13 protein-coding genes are annotated in these 15,123 nt (G+C 75.3%); 1 reads left to right on the top strand and 12 read right to left on the bottom strand.

What is annotated here, in order from left to right:
* Positions 1-247: 247 nt before the first annotated feature.
* The 4 genes from VM636_RS25265 to fmt all read right to left on the bottom strand — a co-directional run bounded on the left by VM636_RS25265 (position 248) and on the right by fmt (position 4,730).
* Complete coding sequence (locus tag VM636_RS25265) at positions 248-1,291, bottom strand: sugar-binding domain-containing protein (protein WP_051821395.1); 1,044 nt, start codon at positions 1,289-1,291, stop codon at positions 248-250.
* 78 nt (positions 1,292-1,369) lie between these two features.
* Positions 1,370-2,056: a ribulose-phosphate 3-epimerase gene (rpe, locus tag VM636_RS25260; protein WP_053913428.1), complete on the bottom strand. Its 687-nt coding sequence runs from the start codon at positions 2,054-2,056 to the stop codon at positions 1,370-1,372.
* A 249-nt stretch (positions 2,057-2,305) separates the two neighbouring features.
* A complete protein-coding gene (locus VM636_RS25255) occupies positions 2,306-3,724 on the bottom strand; it encodes a transcription antitermination factor NusB (RefSeq protein ID WP_030420872.1) in 1,419 nt (472 codons plus the stop codon).
* A 73-nt stretch (positions 3,725-3,797) separates the two neighbouring features.
* Positions 3,798-4,730 carry a methionyl-tRNA formyltransferase gene (gene fmt, locus VM636_RS25250; RefSeq protein WP_030420871.1) on the bottom strand — a complete coding sequence of 311 codons (933 nt, stop codon included), beginning with the start codon at positions 4,728-4,730 and terminating at the stop codon, positions 3,798-3,800.
* Between the two features lie 343 nt (positions 4,731-5,073).
* Here fmt and VM636_RS25245 point away from each other — a divergent pair, with 343 nt between their 5' ends.
* Positions 5,074-5,616 carry a hypothetical protein gene (locus tag VM636_RS25245; RefSeq protein WP_030420870.1) on the top strand — a complete coding sequence of 181 codons (543 nt, stop codon included), beginning with the start codon at positions 5,074-5,076 and terminating at the stop codon, positions 5,614-5,616.
* Positions 5,617-6,447: 831 nt separating this feature from the next.
* Here VM636_RS25245 and VM636_RS25240 read toward each other — a convergent pair.
* The 8 genes from VM636_RS25240 to VM636_RS25205 form a co-directional block, all read right to left on the bottom strand.
* The gene (locus VM636_RS25240) at positions 6,448-8,598 is read right to left on the bottom strand and encodes a primosomal protein N' (RefSeq protein WP_030420869.1); all 2,151 of its coding nucleotides are present in this window, start codon (positions 8,596-8,598) and stop codon (positions 6,448-6,450) included.
* Positions 8,599-8,778: 180 nt separating this feature from the next.
* Complete coding sequence (gene metK, locus VM636_RS25235) at positions 8,779-9,996, bottom strand: methionine adenosyltransferase (RefSeq protein WP_030420868.1); 1,218 nt, start codon at positions 9,994-9,996, stop codon at positions 8,779-8,781.
* A gap of 242 nt (positions 9,997-10,238) precedes the next feature.
* Positions 10,239-11,441, bottom strand: coding sequence for a bifunctional phosphopantothenoylcysteine decarboxylase/phosphopantothenate--cysteine ligase CoaBC (gene coaBC, locus VM636_RS25230; RefSeq protein WP_030420867.1), 1,203 nt, complete (start codon positions 11,439-11,441; stop codon positions 10,239-10,241).
* 115 nt (positions 11,442-11,556) lie between these two features.
* Positions 11,557-11,829 (bottom strand): DNA-directed RNA polymerase subunit omega, encoded by a 273-nt coding sequence (gene rpoZ / locus VM636_RS25225; protein ID WP_003988945.1) that lies wholly within the window; start codon positions 11,827-11,829, stop codon positions 11,557-11,559.
* Positions 11,830-11,896: 67 nt separating this feature from the next.
* On the bottom strand, positions 11,897-12,490 hold the full coding sequence (gene gmk, locus VM636_RS25220) for a guanylate kinase (protein WP_051821394.1): 594 nt from the start codon (positions 12,488-12,490) through the stop codon (positions 11,897-11,899).
* A gap of 36 nt (positions 12,491-12,526) precedes the next feature.
* Positions 12,527-12,850, bottom strand: a complete 324-nt coding sequence (locus VM636_RS25215) for an integration host factor (RefSeq protein ID WP_030420865.1) — start codon at positions 12,848-12,850, stop codon at positions 12,527-12,529.
* Between the two features lie 257 nt (positions 12,851-13,107).
* The gene (gene pyrF, locus VM636_RS25210; protein WP_030420864.1) at positions 13,108-13,947 is read right to left on the bottom strand and encodes an orotidine-5'-phosphate decarboxylase; all 840 of its coding nucleotides are present in this window, start codon (positions 13,945-13,947) and stop codon (positions 13,108-13,110) included.
* Positions 13,944-15,050 carry a quinone-dependent dihydroorotate dehydrogenase gene (locus VM636_RS25205; protein WP_030420863.1) on the bottom strand — a complete coding sequence of 369 codons (1,107 nt, stop codon included), beginning with the start codon at positions 15,048-15,050 and terminating at the stop codon, positions 13,944-13,946. Before VM636_RS25205 ends, pyrF begins: the two co-directional genes overlap by 4 nt.
* Positions 15,051-15,123: the final 73 nt, after the last annotated feature.

Below are 15,123 nucleotides of genomic sequence, written 5' to 3'. Positions count from 1 at the left end.
CCCAGTCGTTCAGAGGTGGCCCCCGGGCAGGTCAGCCAGGGGGAAAGAGCACGTACTTCATTCTCCCACGGAGCACGCCGGATCAGTCCCGGGCGGAACGTCCAGGAGAACGCACGGACGTCTCGGAGGAATCTCCAGTCCCCCGCGTCCCACGGGCCCCGCCGGTGGCGCGGGTGACCCCTGCGGGGCCGTGGCCCGGCCCGGCCCCGGCCCCCTGTCGGCGCGCGCCGCGCGCGCCGGTACCGCATCAGACCCCGTCGGGGTCGTTCCGCTGGAGCGTCGGCTTGGGCGCCGGGCCCGCCGTCATGAGGTAGTCCGCGGCCGACGTGTCCGTCACCAGGCTGGTCACCAGCCCGGAGCGGAGCACGGCGTCGATCGCCGCGGCCTTGCGCTGCCCGCCCGCGATCGCCACGACCTCGGGGACGTGGCGGAGCTGGTCGGCGGTGACCGTGATGCACCGCTCCCCCAGGTCCCGTCCGATCCGGCGCCCCTCGGCGTCGAAGAGGAGGGCGGACATCTCGGCCGCGACACCGAGGGACGCGTAGTGGGCGCGCTCCTCGTCGCTGAGCATGTCGTGCACCGTGGAGATGCCCGGCTCCCAGGAGCCGATGGAGACGCAGGCCACCGTGACCTTGTCGAAGTACTCGAAGGCGCGGGCGATCCCGGTCTGGTGGCGCAGCGCCGCCGCGGTGGCCGCGTCCGGCAACAGCATCGGCGCGTAGATGGGGTGGGCGTCGCCCCCCGAGACCTGTGCGGCGCGGCGCACGGCCTCGACCGAACCGCGTTCGGCGGTCCCGGCGTCGTACACGCCGGTGAGCTGGACCACCGTGCAGGGCGGCAGCCGGTCGAGCGCCGCCGCCATGTGGATGGTGGAGCGCCCCCAGGCCAGGCCCAGGACGTCGCCCTCGGTGACCAGTTCGCCGAGCAGGTCGGCGGCGACCTCCCCCAGGTTCTCGGGGTCGGGGGTCTCCTCGGCGTCCGCCGGGGACTCCACCACCACGGCGTGCCGGAGCCCGTAACGGGCCCTCAGGGCGTCCGAGCGCTCGGCGTCCAGCTCGGCCGGCACCCGGATCTCGATGCGTACAAGGTCCCGCTCGAGGGCGGTCTCCAGGACCCGGGCCACCTTGAAGCGGCTGACGCCGAACTCCTCGGCGATCTGGATCTTGGATTTGCCCTCGAGGTAGAAGCGGCGGGCCATGGCCGCCGCCTGGACCAGCTCAGCGGGTCCCATCCGCATGGCTGAACGGCCCGCCGACATACCCGACACGGCGTTCTCCTCACTGCTGTTCACACTCTGGATTCACCGTTCATCCTTGCAGATGCGGCGCTTTCGATCAGCCCTGACGGCCGCCGTTCACGTTCCGGTTCCTCAGTGGTCGCACGCCCAGGACGCCTTGGCGGTCGCCGTCTCGGCGCGGGCGCGCAGGGAGCGGACGGCCTCGGCCGGGTCGGCCGCCCCGTACACGGCGGAGCCCGCGACGAAGACGTCGGCGCCCGCGTCGGCGCACCGCTCGATGGTCGCCTCCGACACTCCGCCGTCGACCTGGAGCCACAGTTCCAGTCCGTGCTTGCCGATCAGCTCACGGGTGCGGCGGATCTTGGGAAGCATGATGTCGAGGAACGCCTGCCCGCCGAAGCCCGGCTCAACCGTCATGATCAGCAGCATGTCCAGCTCGGGCAGCAGGTCCTCGTACGGCTCGATCGGCGTCGCGGGCCGCAGTGCCATGGAGGCGCGGGCGCCCTTGGCCCGGATCTCGCGGGCCAGCCGGACCGGCGCGGCGGCGGCCTCGACGTGGAAGGTGACGGACCCGGCCCCCGCCTCCACGTACTGCGGCGCCCAGCGGTCGGGCGCCTCGATCATCAGGTGGCAGTCCAACGGGGTGTCCGTCGCACGGGCCAGGGACTCCACGACGGGCACGCCGAGGGTGAGGTTCGGGACGAAGTGGTTGTCCATGACGTCGACGTGGAGCCAGTCGGCTCCCTCCACCGCCCGTGCCTCGTCCGCGAGGCGGGCGAAGTCGGCGGACAGGATGCTGGGGTTGATCTGCGCGGCCATGCCCCAAGCCTGCCATGCCCGGCCCCCGGCGGGGGTGCCCGGTCCAGACCACAGGACGCCCGTCGCGCGCCCGCCCCTCCGGGTGCCCGGACCGGGGGCTCGTACGGGTACCGACCCGGGCCGGGGCCTCGTACGGGTACCGACCCGGGCCGGGCGGCGGGCGGGGCGCCGGGGGGTGGTGCGGCGGGCGGGGTGCGGGGGTCAGACGGTGCGGGGGTCAGACGGTGCGGGGGTCAGACGGTGCGGGGGTCAGACGGTGCGGCGGATCAGCGCCAGGTACATGGCGTCCGTCCCGTGCAGGTGCGGCCAGAGCTGCACGTCGGGGCCCTCCCCGAGGTCGGGAACGCCGGGCAGCAGCGGCCGGGCGTCGACCAGTTCCGTGCCGGGGTGCTGCTTGAGCACGTCGGCGACGACGGCCCGGGTCTCGGCGAGGTGCGGGGAGCAGGTCGCGTAGCCGACGACGCCGCCGGCCCGGACGGACTCCAGGGCGCCGCGCAGCAGCCCGCGCTGGAGCGGGGCGAAGCCCTCCAGGTCCTCGGGGCGGCGCCGCCAGCGGGCCTCGGGACGGCGGCGCAGCGCGCCGAGCCCGGTGCAGGGCACGTCGACCAGGACCCGGTCGAAGACGCCGGGTGCCCAGGCCGGGCGGGTGCCGTCGGCGGCGATCACCCGGTACGGGCCCGGGTTGCCGTCCAGCGCCCTGGCCACCAGCCCCGCCCGGTGCGGCTGCTTCTCGGAGGCGAGCAGGAAGGCGCCCCGTTCGGCGGCGAGCGCGCCGAGCAGCGCGGCCTTGCCGCCCGGTCCGGCACAGGCGTCCAGCCAGCGCCGGTCCGGACCCTCCAGCGGGGCCGCGGCCAGCGCCAGTGCGACGAGCTGACTGCCCTCGTCCTGCACACCGGCGCGGCCCTCGCGCACCGCCTCGACGGCCCCGGGCTCGCCGCCCTCGCTCAGCCGCACCGCGTACGGGGACCAGCGGCCCGGCACGGCCGCCTCCTCCGCCAGCAGTTCCGCGGCGGAGGCCCGGCCGGGGCGGGCGACGAGGGTGACCTCGGGCCGCTCGTTGTCGGCGGCCAGCAGCGCCTCGATGCCGGACCGGCCGCCACCGAGCGAGTCCCACAGCGCGGAGACGACCCACCGGGGGTGCGAGTGCACGACGGCGAGGTGGTCCTCCGGGTCCTCGTCGTACGGCGGTGCGACGCGGGCCAGCCAGCCGTCGAGGTCGTCTCCGGCGATCTTGCGCAGCACGGCGTTGACGAACTTGGCCCGTCCGTCGCCGAGCACGACCCGCGCCAGCTCCACGGAGGCGGAGACGGCGGCGTGGCTCGGGATGCGGGTGCCGAGCAACTGGTGCGCGCCGAGGCTCAGCACGTCCAGCACCGGGGGGTCCACCTCGCGCAGCGGACGGTCCACGCAGGCGGCGATGACGGCGTCGTAGGTGCCCTGCCGGCGCAGCGTGCCGTAGACCAGTTCGGTCGCGAGGGCGGCGTCACGGGCGTCGAAGCCGTCCCGTTCCCGGGCGGCGCGCAGCAGCGGCGGCAGCACGAGGTTGGCGTAGGCGTCCCGCTCGTCCACGGCCCGGAGCGCCTCGAAGGCGAGGATGCGGACGGGGTCCTTGCGCGGCCTGCGGTAGGGCTTGCCGGGCGGGCGGGGACGGCGGGGCTGCTGACTCACGAAAAGGTGCTCCGGATGTGGGATGACAGGCGCCCCCAGCGTACGTCGGCGCCCCCGCCCGCCGCGGCACGGGTCACGCGCCGAGCAGTTCGCCCTCGGTGACGCGGGCGCCGCGCGCCCAGTCCGCGGCCCGCATCGGCTTCTTGCCCTGGGCCTGCACCCAGAGCAGTTCGACGGCGTGGGAGCCGGTGCCGACGTGGACGCTGTTCTTGCCGACCGCCGGACGGCCGGGGGCCAGGTCGGTGCGGTCGGGGGCGGGCGCGGTCTGGACGAGCTTGAGGCGTTCGCCGCGGAAGGTGGTCCAGGCGCCAGGCGCGGGGGTGCAGCCGCGCACCACCCGGTCCACCCGCAGCGCCGGGGCCGACCAGTCGATCCGGGCGTCCTCGACGGTGATCTTCGGGGCGAGGCTGACGCCGTCGGCGGGCTGCGGCACGGGCTTGAGGGTGCCGTCCTCGATGCCGTCCATGGTGGCGGCGAGCAGTCCGGAACCGGCGAAGGCGAGCCGGGTGAGCAGGTCGCCGCTGGTGTCGGTGGGGCGGACCTCCTCGGTGACGGTGCCGTAGACCGGTCCGGAGTCGAGCCCCTCCTCGATGAGGAAGGTCGAGGCGCCGGTGATCTCGTCCCCGGCCATCAGCGCGTGCTGCACGGGGGCGGCGCCGCGCCAGGCGGGCAGCAGCGAGAAGTGCAGGTTCACCCAGCCGTGCGCGGGGACGTCCAGGGCCCGGCGGGGCAGCAGCGCGCCGTAGGCCACGACCGGGCAGCAGTCCGGGGCGATGGCCCGCAGCCGCTCCAGGAACTCCGGGTCGCCGGGCCGGGCCGGCTTGAGCACCTCGATCCCGTCCTCCTCGGCCCGCTCGGCCACCGGTGAGGCGATCATCCGGCGCCCGCGTCCGGCCGGCGCGTCGGGGCGCGTGACGACTGCGGCCACCTCGTGGCGCCCGGAGGCGATCAGGGCGTCCAGGGCGGGGACGGCGACCTCGGGGGTGCCGGCGAAGACGAGCTTCATGGGTGGGGACGGGCCTCTCGGGCGGGGGCGGATGCGGGCGGCCCACCAGTCTACGAGCCCCGGCCCGCCGGGGCCCGCCGGCCTCCCGGCGCCCGGTGCCCCGCGCACGGCGGCGGCGCAGTGGTGCGCGGGCGGAAGGCGCCCTCGCCCGGGTACGCGGGCGGGAGAACACCCCGCGCCCGGGTGCGCGGCGCACAACCCGGCCGCGAGGGCGCGCACATGTGCTCCCACGCCCCCACACCGTGACCAGCGGAGCGCCCACGCGTTGGTCAAGCAACAGTTGACCACGCCGGACCGCCCGTGCGGTCCGATCCCTTTCAACGCCGGTTCGAGAGGCTTGTTCATGGCCGACCACGCAACCCACGACGCCCAGGCTCGGGCCAGCCTGCACTTGCTGGTGCGGGACATCGAGCGGGTCCGCCGGCAGGTGGACGCACTGCGCACCCTCACCGCCCAGTTGGGCAACGTCTACCGCCCGCGCCGCTCCGGCCCCGCGACGGGCTTCGTCGTCTACGGACGCGCCCCCGCCCCGACCGTCCGGCTCGCCCAGGAACTGCGGGACAGCGTCGAAACGCTGGTCACGGCCGCGGTGGACTTCGACCGCTCGCTCGGCTTCTCCTGGGACGCGGTGGGCTCGGCGCTCGGTGTCACCAAGCAGGCCGTGCACCGCAGGTACGGCGCCCGCCGGGCCGCTGCGCAGGCCGCCGCCGCGGAGGCCGCCGAGCACGCCCAGGAGGCGGCCGGCACCGGTTCCCGGGTCAACGTGGGCCCCGTCCCCACGGTCCCCGCGGCCCGCTCCATGCCGACCCAGCCGACCTCCGGCAGCCCGGCCTTCCCCCACGACCCCTCCCGCCCGGCCCCGTTCCCCTCCCCACGCAACGGCTGACACTTCGGTCCGCGCGAAGCGCACGCTTCGCCCCCGTGCCGGTGCCGGCCGCGCGGGACGCCGGCCCCGACCTCCGGCCCCGGGCCCCGCGAGAGCCCTGTGAGACCGCCGGGTCGACCCGAAGGCCGCCGTGCCCCGAAGGCCGTGTGAGGGCTCCGTCCCGACCGCCGGGCAGGTCGGAGGGCCACGTGAGGGCCCGCGCCGGAACCGCTCGGCGAGCCGCCGTGAGGCAGTGATCCGGGTGCGCCCGGTGACCGTCGGCCGAGCGAGAGCCCCCTCCCGGCCGCCGAGTTGGCGTCAGCCTGCGCAAGACGCCCCGCCCGTCACCGAGTCGGCCGCAGGCCACGTCCCGGCCGCCGCGTCGCCGCGGGCCACGCGTGGGGCGCTGCTCCGGGTGCGCCCGGTGGGCCGTCGACGGCGTCAGATCGCCCCGGCCCCCGGCGGGGCCCTGGGGCGCGGAGGACGCCGATCAGCGGCGCCCGGTGGGCCGCCGGACCGCGGGGCATCACCGGGACCACCCGGGGGCTGGGGCCACGTGAGGCACCGCTCCGGGCCATGCGGCGGCCCCCGGCCGCTCACCGGGCCGAGCCCACCGCCCGCTGAGCCGGCGCCCGCCCGACCGGCCCGATCCGCCCGCCCGCCTGGTGAGCGGTCCCCCGCGCGGAGGAGGGACCCGGCCGCCCGAGGGACCTGCGGCGACGGCCGGCATCTCGGGCGGTCAGGCACCACCCGCCGCGCCACGGACACCCCCCGGCGGCCCACCGGATCGACGGCCGCCGCCCCCTCGCACCGGCCCCGGCCCGGCGGACCCGCCCGAGCCCCGTGCCGGGGTCAGCCGATGTCGAGGGGGTCGACCCGCACCCAGACCGGGGCCGCGCTCCCCCGGGCCGTCCGGGACGCCTGTGCCGCCTTCAGGGCCGCGGCGAGGGCCGCGCCCCGGCCCGGCGGCACCCGCACCAGGGCCCGCTCCCAGTGCTCGCCCGGCGGCGGGGCGCCCGATCTGCGCGGGCTGCCCGCCGCCGTGACCGGGAGCGGCACCGGGCCCAGCACCTCGGCCTCGGCGGGCAGCTCCACCGCGCGCAGGAATTCCGCCACCGCCTCCGCCGGCCCCGCCACCGACGCCATCCGCGAGACCGGCGGGAAGCCCAGCTCCGCCCGCTCGGCCAGCTCCCGCACCGCGTGACCCGCCGGATCCCAGCGCACCAGCGCCTGCACCGGCCGCAGCGTCGGCTCGGCGACCACCACGACCGTGCCGCCCGCGCCCTGCGGACGCACCAGCGCGGCGGCGGCGAGCCAGCGCCGCAAGGCGTCCTCACCCGCCCGCAGGTCGGGCCGCCCGAGCATCGCCCAGCCGTCGAGCAGCAGCGCCGCCGCGTACCCGCCCTCCGCGACCGGCTCCGCGCCCGGCGTGCTCACGACCAGCGCAGGGCCCGGCGGCACCGTGTCGAGGACGTGCTCCCGCCCCGAGGTGCGCACCGGCACGGCCGGGAACGCGCGCCCCAGCTCCTCGGCGGTGCGCCGGGCCCCCACGATCTGGGCGCGCAGCCGGAAGGACCCGCACTCCGGGCAGTGCCGGCCGCCCTCCTCCCGCCCGCACCAGCCGCACCGCGGCGCCGCCCCCGACTCCTGCGCCTGCAACGGCCCCGCGCAGTGCCCGCACCGCGCGGGCGTCCGGCACACGGCACACGCCATCCGCGGTACGTAGCCACGCCGCGGCACCTGCACCAGCACCGGCCCGTGCCGCAGCCCCTCCCGGGCCGCCTGCCAGGCGAGCGTCGGCAGCCGGGCGGCGCGCGCCGCCTCGTCCCGGGCCAGGTCGGTGTCGCCCACCGTCCGCACCAGGGGGGCGGTGGTGCGCACCCGCTCACGCGGGGCGATCAGCGGGCGGGCCCAGCCGGTCTCCACGAGCTGGGCGGCCTCCACGGTGCAGTTCCAGCCGCCCAGCAGGAAGGCGCACCGGTCCAGGGTGGCCCGCAGCACCAGCACCTCGCGGGCGTGCGGCTGCGGGGCGTGCTGTTCGGCGAGGGAGTCGTCGCCGTCGTCCCAGAGGGCGACGAGGCCGAGGTCGCGCACCGGGGCGAACATGGCCGCCCGGGTGCCGACCGCGGCCCGTACCGCCCCCCGGCGCACCGCGAGCCACTGCGCGTACCGCTTCTCCGGTCCCGCGTCGGCGGTGAGCACGGCGTGCCGGCCCTCGCCGAGGAGCGCGGTCAGCGCCGCGTCCGCCCGCGCCACGGCCCGCCCGTCCGGCAGGACGACGAGGGCGCCGCGGCCGGAGGCCAGCGTCGCCGCGACGGCCCGCGCCAGCTCCTCGGCCCACTCGGGGCCGGGCAACGCGTTCCACACGGCGCGCGGCGCGGCTCCCGAGGCGAGGGCGGCGAGGAAGGCGGGGCCGTGTTCGTAGCGCCCCCAGGTGCCGGGGGCGGGGGCCTCGGGGGGCGGCAACGGCTCGGGCGAGGGACGCCGCTCGGCGCGGGCGCTGCGCGGCGGGACGGCGAGCTGCAGCACGTCGGCGAGGCTGCCCGCGTACCGGTCGGCGACGGCGCGGGCGAGGCCGAGCAACTCCTCGTCGAGGACCGGCTCGGGCGAGACGACCTGGGCCAGCGCGGCCAGCGGACCGGAGTAGTCGGACGCGGCGAGCCGCTCGACGAGGAAGCCGTCGACGAGCCCGCCGCCCTCGCGCCGCCCGTCCCGCACCCGGTGCCGCCCGGCGCCGAAACGCACCCGCACCCGCACGCCCGGGCGGGCGTCGGCGTCGAGTTCCTCGGGGACGGCGTAGTCGAAGTACCGGTCGAGGTGGAGGACGCCCTTGTCGACCAGGACGCGGGCGACGGGCAGCTCCCTGGCGAGGGCCGCGCCGCGCCAGGTGCGGGGCTTCGCCCGCGGCGGCCTGGCCGCGCGCACGGTCTCCCGGATGAGCGCGAGCTGCTCCGGCGGCGTGTCCTCACCGCCGGCTTCCGGGGGTCCGTTCTCGCTGCTCACGCTTGCATTCTTACCAAACGGGACCGACAACCGCGGGCCCCGCCGGGGGCGGGGGCGGCACCGCGCCGCCCCCGCCCGGCCCACCGCGCCCCGTCTCCGGAACCGGGCGAGGCCCGGCACCCCTGTCGGGGCACCGGGCCTCGCGCCGTGTCGTCGGCGCGGCGCGCCGTCGGGGCCGTCCTACAGTCCCGCCGCCTTGCGCAGCGCGTCCACGCGGTCCGTGCGCTCCCAGGTGAAGTCGGGAAGCTCACGGCCGAAGTGGCCGTACGCCGCGGTCTGGGCGTAGATCGGGCGGAGCAGGTCGAGGTCGCGGATGATGGCGGCCGGCCGGAGGTCGAAGACCTCGTCGATGGCCTTCTCGATCTTCTCCGGCTCGACCTTGGCGGTGCCGAAGGTCTCCACGAAGAGGCCGACCGGCTCGGCCTTGCCGATCGCGTAGGCGACCTGGACCTCACAGCGGGCGGCGAGCCCGGCCGCGACGACGTTCTTGGCGACCCAGCGCATCGCGTAGGCGGCGGAGCGGTCGACCTTGGACGGGTCCTTGCCGGAGAAGGCGCCGCCGCCGTGGCGGGCCATGCCGCCGTAGGTGTCGATGATGATCTTGCGGCCGGTCAGGCCCGCGTCGCCCATCGGGCCGCCGATCTCGAAGCGGCCGGTGGGGTTGACCAGCAGGCGGTAGTTCTCCGTGTCGAGCTTGATGCCGTCGTCCAGCAGCGCCTTCAGCTCGGGCTCCACGACGAACTCGCGGATGTCCGGCGCGAGCAGCGACTCCAGGTCGATGTCGCTGGCGTGCTGGGAGGAGACCACCACGGTGTCGAGGCGGACGGCCTTGTCGCCGTCGTACTCGATGGTGACCTGGGTCTTCCCGTCGGGGCGCAGGTACGGGATGGTGCCGTTCTTGCGGACGTCCGAGAGGCGCTTGGACAGGCGGTGCGCCAGGAAGACGGGCAGCGGCATCAGCGTCGGCGTCTCGTCCGAGGCGTAGCCGAACATCAGGCCCTGGTCGCCGGCTCCCTGCCGGTCCAGTTCGTCCAGTGCCTCGCCCGCGCTCTCGACCCGGGACTCGTAGGCGGTGTCGACGCCCTGCGCGATGTCCGGGGACTGGGCGCCGATCGACACGGACACGCCGCAGGAGGCGCCGTCGAAGCCCTTCTTCGAGGAGTCGTAGCCGATCTCCAGGATCGTGCCGCGCACCAGCGTGGCGATGTCCGCGTACGCCTTGGTCGTGACCTCTCCGGCGACGTGCACCAGGCCGGTCGTGATCAGGGTTTCGACGGCGACCCGGGAGGCCGGGTCCTCACGCAGTAGTGCGTCGAGAATCGTGTCGCTGATCTGGTCAGCGATCTTGTCGGGGTGACCTTCGGTCACGGACTCCGAGGTGAACAGGCGACGGGACACAACGCTCCCTGGGGTTGCAGCGGCTGCTGGCTGATCATTGGCGGACGGCGCGGGGAGCTGCACCCGGCGACGCCCTGGAACAGTTTATCGGTCGCTCTCTGCCGCGGACCCACCCGTCTCAGCTCTCGGGAGGGCTGTGACCTGCGGCACGGGCATTCTGCCCAATCGTGCACGGGCTTGGCCAGGGGCGCCACGCGCGAACAGGCCCGTTCACCCGCGCGCGGCGCGGCGGAATGAGCGGTTCAGTCGAGGCGGGCCGCCACCAGGTCCCACACGGTGTCGGCGAGATCCTCCTTGGGTCCGTGCGGGACCGGGGTCTCGGTGCCGTCGGCGCCGAGCACCACGGCCTCGTTCTCCTCGGAGCCGAAGGTCTTGCGCTCCCCCACCTCGTTGACCACGAGGAGGTCGCAGCCCTTGCGCTTCAGCTTGGCCCGGCCGTTGGCGAGGACGTCGTCGGTCTCGGCGGCGAAACCGACCACGACCTGGCCGGGGCGGGAGCGGCCGGCGGCGACCTCGGCGAGGATGTCGGGGTTGCGGACGAGGGCGACCGGCCCGGGGTCGCGCCCCTCCTGCTTCTTGATCTTCCCCGTGGCGTACTCGGCGGGGCGGAAGTCCGCGACCGCGGCGGCCATGACGACCGCGTCGGCGTCCGCGGCGGCACGCAGCACCGCCTCCCGCAGCTCCACGGCGGTGCCGGCCCGGACCACGTCGACCCCGGCCGGGTCGGGCAGGGCGGCGTTGGCCGAGACCAGCGTGACCCGGGCGCCCCGGGCGGCGGCGGTGCGGGCGAGGGCGTACCCCTGCTTGCCGGAGGAGCGGTTGCCCAGGAAGCGGACGGGGTCGAGGGGCTCCCGGGTGCCCCCGGCGCTGATCACGACGTGGCGTCCGGCGAGGTCGGGGGCGGCGGTGCCGCGGGCGAGCACCCGGCGGCAGACCTCGAAGATCTCGCCCGGGTCGGGCAGCCGGCCCTTGCCGGTGTCGACGCCGGTGAGGCGGCCCACGGCGGGCTCGATGACGACGGCGCCGCGCCGGCGCAGGGTGGCCACGTTCTCCTGGGTGGCGGGGTGCTCCCACATCTCGGTGTGCATGGCCGGGGCGAAGACCACCGGGCAGCGGGCGGTGAGCAGGGTGTTGGTGAGGAGGTCGTCGGCGAGTCCGTGGGCGGCGCGGGCGAGCAGGTCGGCGGTGGCGGGGGCGACGACGACCAGGTCGGCGTGCTGGCCGATGCGGACGTGCGGGACCTCGTGGACCTCGTCCCAGACCTCGGTGGAGACCGGCCGGCCGGAGAGGGCGGACCAGGTGGGGGCGCCGACGAAGCGCAGCGCCGACGCGGTGGGCACGACGCGGACCGAGTGGCCCGACTCGGTGAGTCTGCGCAGCAGCTCACACGCCTTGTACGCGGCGATCCCGCCGCTGACTCCCAGGACGACCTCGGGCTTGTCCACCGTCTCTCCCCGCAGCTCGGAACAGGACCTCGGAAAACGTACAGCCCCATCACACACCACAGGCCCGGCGGGGGGCCGCCGGGCCTGTGGAAAAGTCAGCGTCGGGCTGAAGATACTACTGGGCGGGGCCCTCGACGGCCTCGGACGTCAGCAGACCCGCGTTGATCTCGCGCAGGGCGATCGAGAGCGGCTTCTCGTGGACGTGGGTGTCGACGAGGGGACCGACGTACTCGAGGAGGCCCTCGCCGAGCTGCGAGTAGTACGCGTTGATCTGGCGGGCCCGCTTGGCCGCGTAGATCACGAGGCTGTACTTCGAGTCGGTTGCCTCGAGGAGCTCGTCGATCGGCGGGTTGATGATGCCCTCGGGCGCGGAGATGGAAGAGGACACGCTCTACCTTCCGATGGATGGGAAAGATGCAGTCGGGGTGACCGGCCGGTGCGCAGACCTGTCGCGATCACATGACGTTCGTCAAGGCTAGCAGCTCGCGGGCCACGTCCTCGACGGAGGTGTTGACCAGGGTCCGGTCGAACTCCGGCTCGGCGGCCAGTTCCACCCGGGCAGCGGCGAGCCGGCGCTCGATCACCTCCGCCGATTCCGTGCCCCGGCCGGTGAGCCTGCGCACCAGCTCCTCCCAGGAGGGAGGGGCGAGGAACACGAGCTGGGCGTCGGGCATGGACTCGCGGACCTGCCGCGCGCCCTGGAGGTCGATCTCCAGCAGCACCGGCTCGCCCGCCTCCAGGCGCTCGGCCACGGCCGCGCGCGGCGTGCCGTAGCGGTTGCCGGCGAACTCCGCCCACTCCAGCAGCTCACCGTTGGCGATCAGCTTGTCCATCTCGTCGTCGCCGACGAAGAAGTAGTGGACGCCGTGCTGCTCGCCGGGCCGGGGCTTACGGGTCGTGGCCGACACCGAGAGCCAGACCTCGGGGTGTTCCTTGCGCAGATGGGCGACGACCGTGCTCTTGCCGACCCCCGAGGGGCCGGAGAGCACGGTCAGCCGCGGACGTGCGTCCGGAGGTACGGGGGACGTCCCCCGGGGTGTTGCAGCCATGCGGCGATTATTCCAGTAATCCGGAGTGCTCCGGACTCAGCCGCCGGTGCTGCCGAACTCGCGCTCCAGCGAGGCGATCTGGTTGGAGCCGAGACCGCGCACGCGGCGGCTCTCGGAGATGCCGAGCCGCTCCATGATCTGCTTGGCGCGGACTTTGCCCACGCCCGGCAGGGACTCCAGGAGGGCGGAGACCTTCATCTTGCCGATGACGTCGTTCTCCTGGCCCTGCTTGATGACCTCGTGCAGGGAGGCGCCGGAGTGCTTGAGTCGATTCTTGACCTCGGCCCGCTCCCGGCGAGCCGCGGCGGCCTTTTCGAGCGCGGCTGCGCGCTGTTCAGGGGTAAGGGGCGGAAGAGCCACGCCTACGTCACCTCGGATGTCGAACTGTCGGATACGGACCGGTGAGGAACCTAGTCGCCCCACACCCGGGGAGCCACGAGCAACACGCTTGCCCGTTCCTCCCCTGTCTTGAGGGGCGTGGGAGGCGCCCCCACCCGACGGAGACTAGCGGTCCAGTCCGCCAGAGTCAGCGAGAACAGCGGAAAAGTCCTGGTCAGCCTCCGTCAGGCCAGACATTTAGGACATATTGCCTCGGATTCGAGGATGTATGCCTGACTCTACGCGTCCCCCACGACCGTCCTGACCTCGGATGCCAGACGCTCGGCGGCCCCGCGCAGCGCCGCCGGGGCGGGACCGTGCCGCAGCACGCCCCGGCTGACGCTGGGCAGCACCCGGCCCAGCGCGGAGCCGAAGACGCGCGGCAGATCCGCCGGGGTCGCCCCCTGTGCCCCGATGCCCGGCGCCAGGAGCGGACCGCCCGTGTCCAGGTCGTAGGCGCCGAGGTCGCCCAGGGTCGCGCCGACCACCGCGCCGAAGGAGCCCAGCGGCTCCTGGCCGGCGTTCTCGGCCGCCAGGTGGGCCAGCACGGTCGCGGCGACGGTCCGCCCGTCGGCCCGGACGGCGTGCTGCACCTCGGCGCCCTCCGGGTTGGAGGTCAGCGCCAGCACGAAGAGCCCCGCGCCGCTCTCCCGGGCCAGGTCGGCCGCGGGCTTCAGGGAGCCGTAGCCGAGGTAGGGCGAGACGGTGAGCGCGTCCGAGAAGAGCGGGGCGTCCGGGCGCAGGAAGGACTCGGCGTAGGCGGCCATGGTGGAGCCGATGTCGCCGCGCTTGGCGTCCATGAGGACCAGCGCGCCGGCCTCCCGGGCCTCCCGGACGGACGCCTCCAGCACCGCGACGCCGCGCGAGCCGAACCGTTCGTAGAAGGCGCTCTGCGGTTTGAGGACCGCGACGTGGCCGGCGAGCGCCTCGACGGCGGTGCGGCTGAACCGCTCCAGTCCGGCGACGTCGTCGGCCAGTCCCCAGTCGGCGAGCAGGGAGGCGTGCGGGTCGATGCCCACGCACAGCGGTCCGCGCTCGTCCATGGCACGGCGCAGGCGTGCGCCGAAGGACTCGGTCATGCCGTCTTCCTCACGTCGGCGCCGACGGCGTCGGCGAGGGTGGCGTACGGGCTGCGCCGCAGGCGGGCGGCGAGGCCCCGGTGGACGGAGCGGGCCCAGAAGGGGCCCTGGTAGACGAAGGCGCTGTAGCCCTGGACCAGCGTGGCGCCGGCCAGGATCCGCTGCCAGGCGTCCTCCGCGGTCTCGACGCCGCCGACGCCCACGAGGGTGATCCGGTCGCCCACGCGCGCGTACAGGCGCCGCAGCACCTCCAGGGAGCGTTCCTTGAGGGGGGCGCCCGACAGTCCGCCGGTCTCGCGGGTGAGCCGGGCCGCGGAACGCAGGCCCAGTCCCTCGCGGGCGATGGTGGTGTTGGTGGCGATGATGCCGTCCAGGCCGAGGTCGACGGCGAGGTCGGCGACCGCGTCGACGTCCTCGTCGGCGAGGTCGGGCGCGATCTTGACCAGGAGCGGGACGTGCCGGGCGGGGACCGCGCGGTCGGCGGCCTCGCGGACGGCGCTCAGCAGCGGCCGGAGCGCCTCGGTGGCCTGGAGGTCGCGCAGTCCGGGCGTGTTGGGCGAGGAGACGTTGACGACGAGGTAGTCGGCGTGCGGGGCGAGGCGTTCGGCGGACTTCACGTAGTCGGCCACGGCCTCCCCCTCCGGGACCGCCTTGGTCTTGCCGATGTTGACGCCGACGACGGTCCGGAACACCGGGTCGCGGGAGGCCAGCCGGGCGGCGACCGCGCGCGAGCCGTCGTTGTTGAAGCCCATGCGGTTGATCAGCGCCCGGTCGGTGACCAGGCGGAAGAGCCGCTTGCGGGGGTTGCCCGGCTGCGGCTCGCCGGTGACGGTGCCGATCTCGACGTGGTCGAAGCCGAGCATGGCCAGTCCGTCGATACCGACCGCGTTCTTGTCGAAGCCGGCGGCGAGGCCGAAGGGGCCGTGCATCCGCAGCCCGAGGGCCTCGGTGCGCAGTTCCTCGTGGCGCGGCGCGAGCAGCGCGGCGGCGAAGGTGCGCAGCACGGGGACGCGGGCGGCCCGGCGGATCCAGCGGAAGGCCAGGTGGTGCGCGTCCTCGGGGTCCATGCGGGTGAAGAACAGACGGAAGAAGAGCGTGTACATGTGTCGGTGTCCCAGGGGTCCTCGGCAAGCCCGCGCGGGGCTTGGGAAGCGTCGTGAGCGCAGGGGGCGGCCG

The sequence above is a fragment of the Streptomyces sp. SCSIO 75703 genome, assembly GCF_036607905.1.
Lineage (GTDB): Bacteria > Actinomycetota > Actinomycetes > Streptomycetales > Streptomycetaceae > Streptomyces.
The sequence above is the reverse complement of the archived record's forward strand: the minus strand, read 5'-3'. Positions and strand labels throughout refer to the sequence as shown.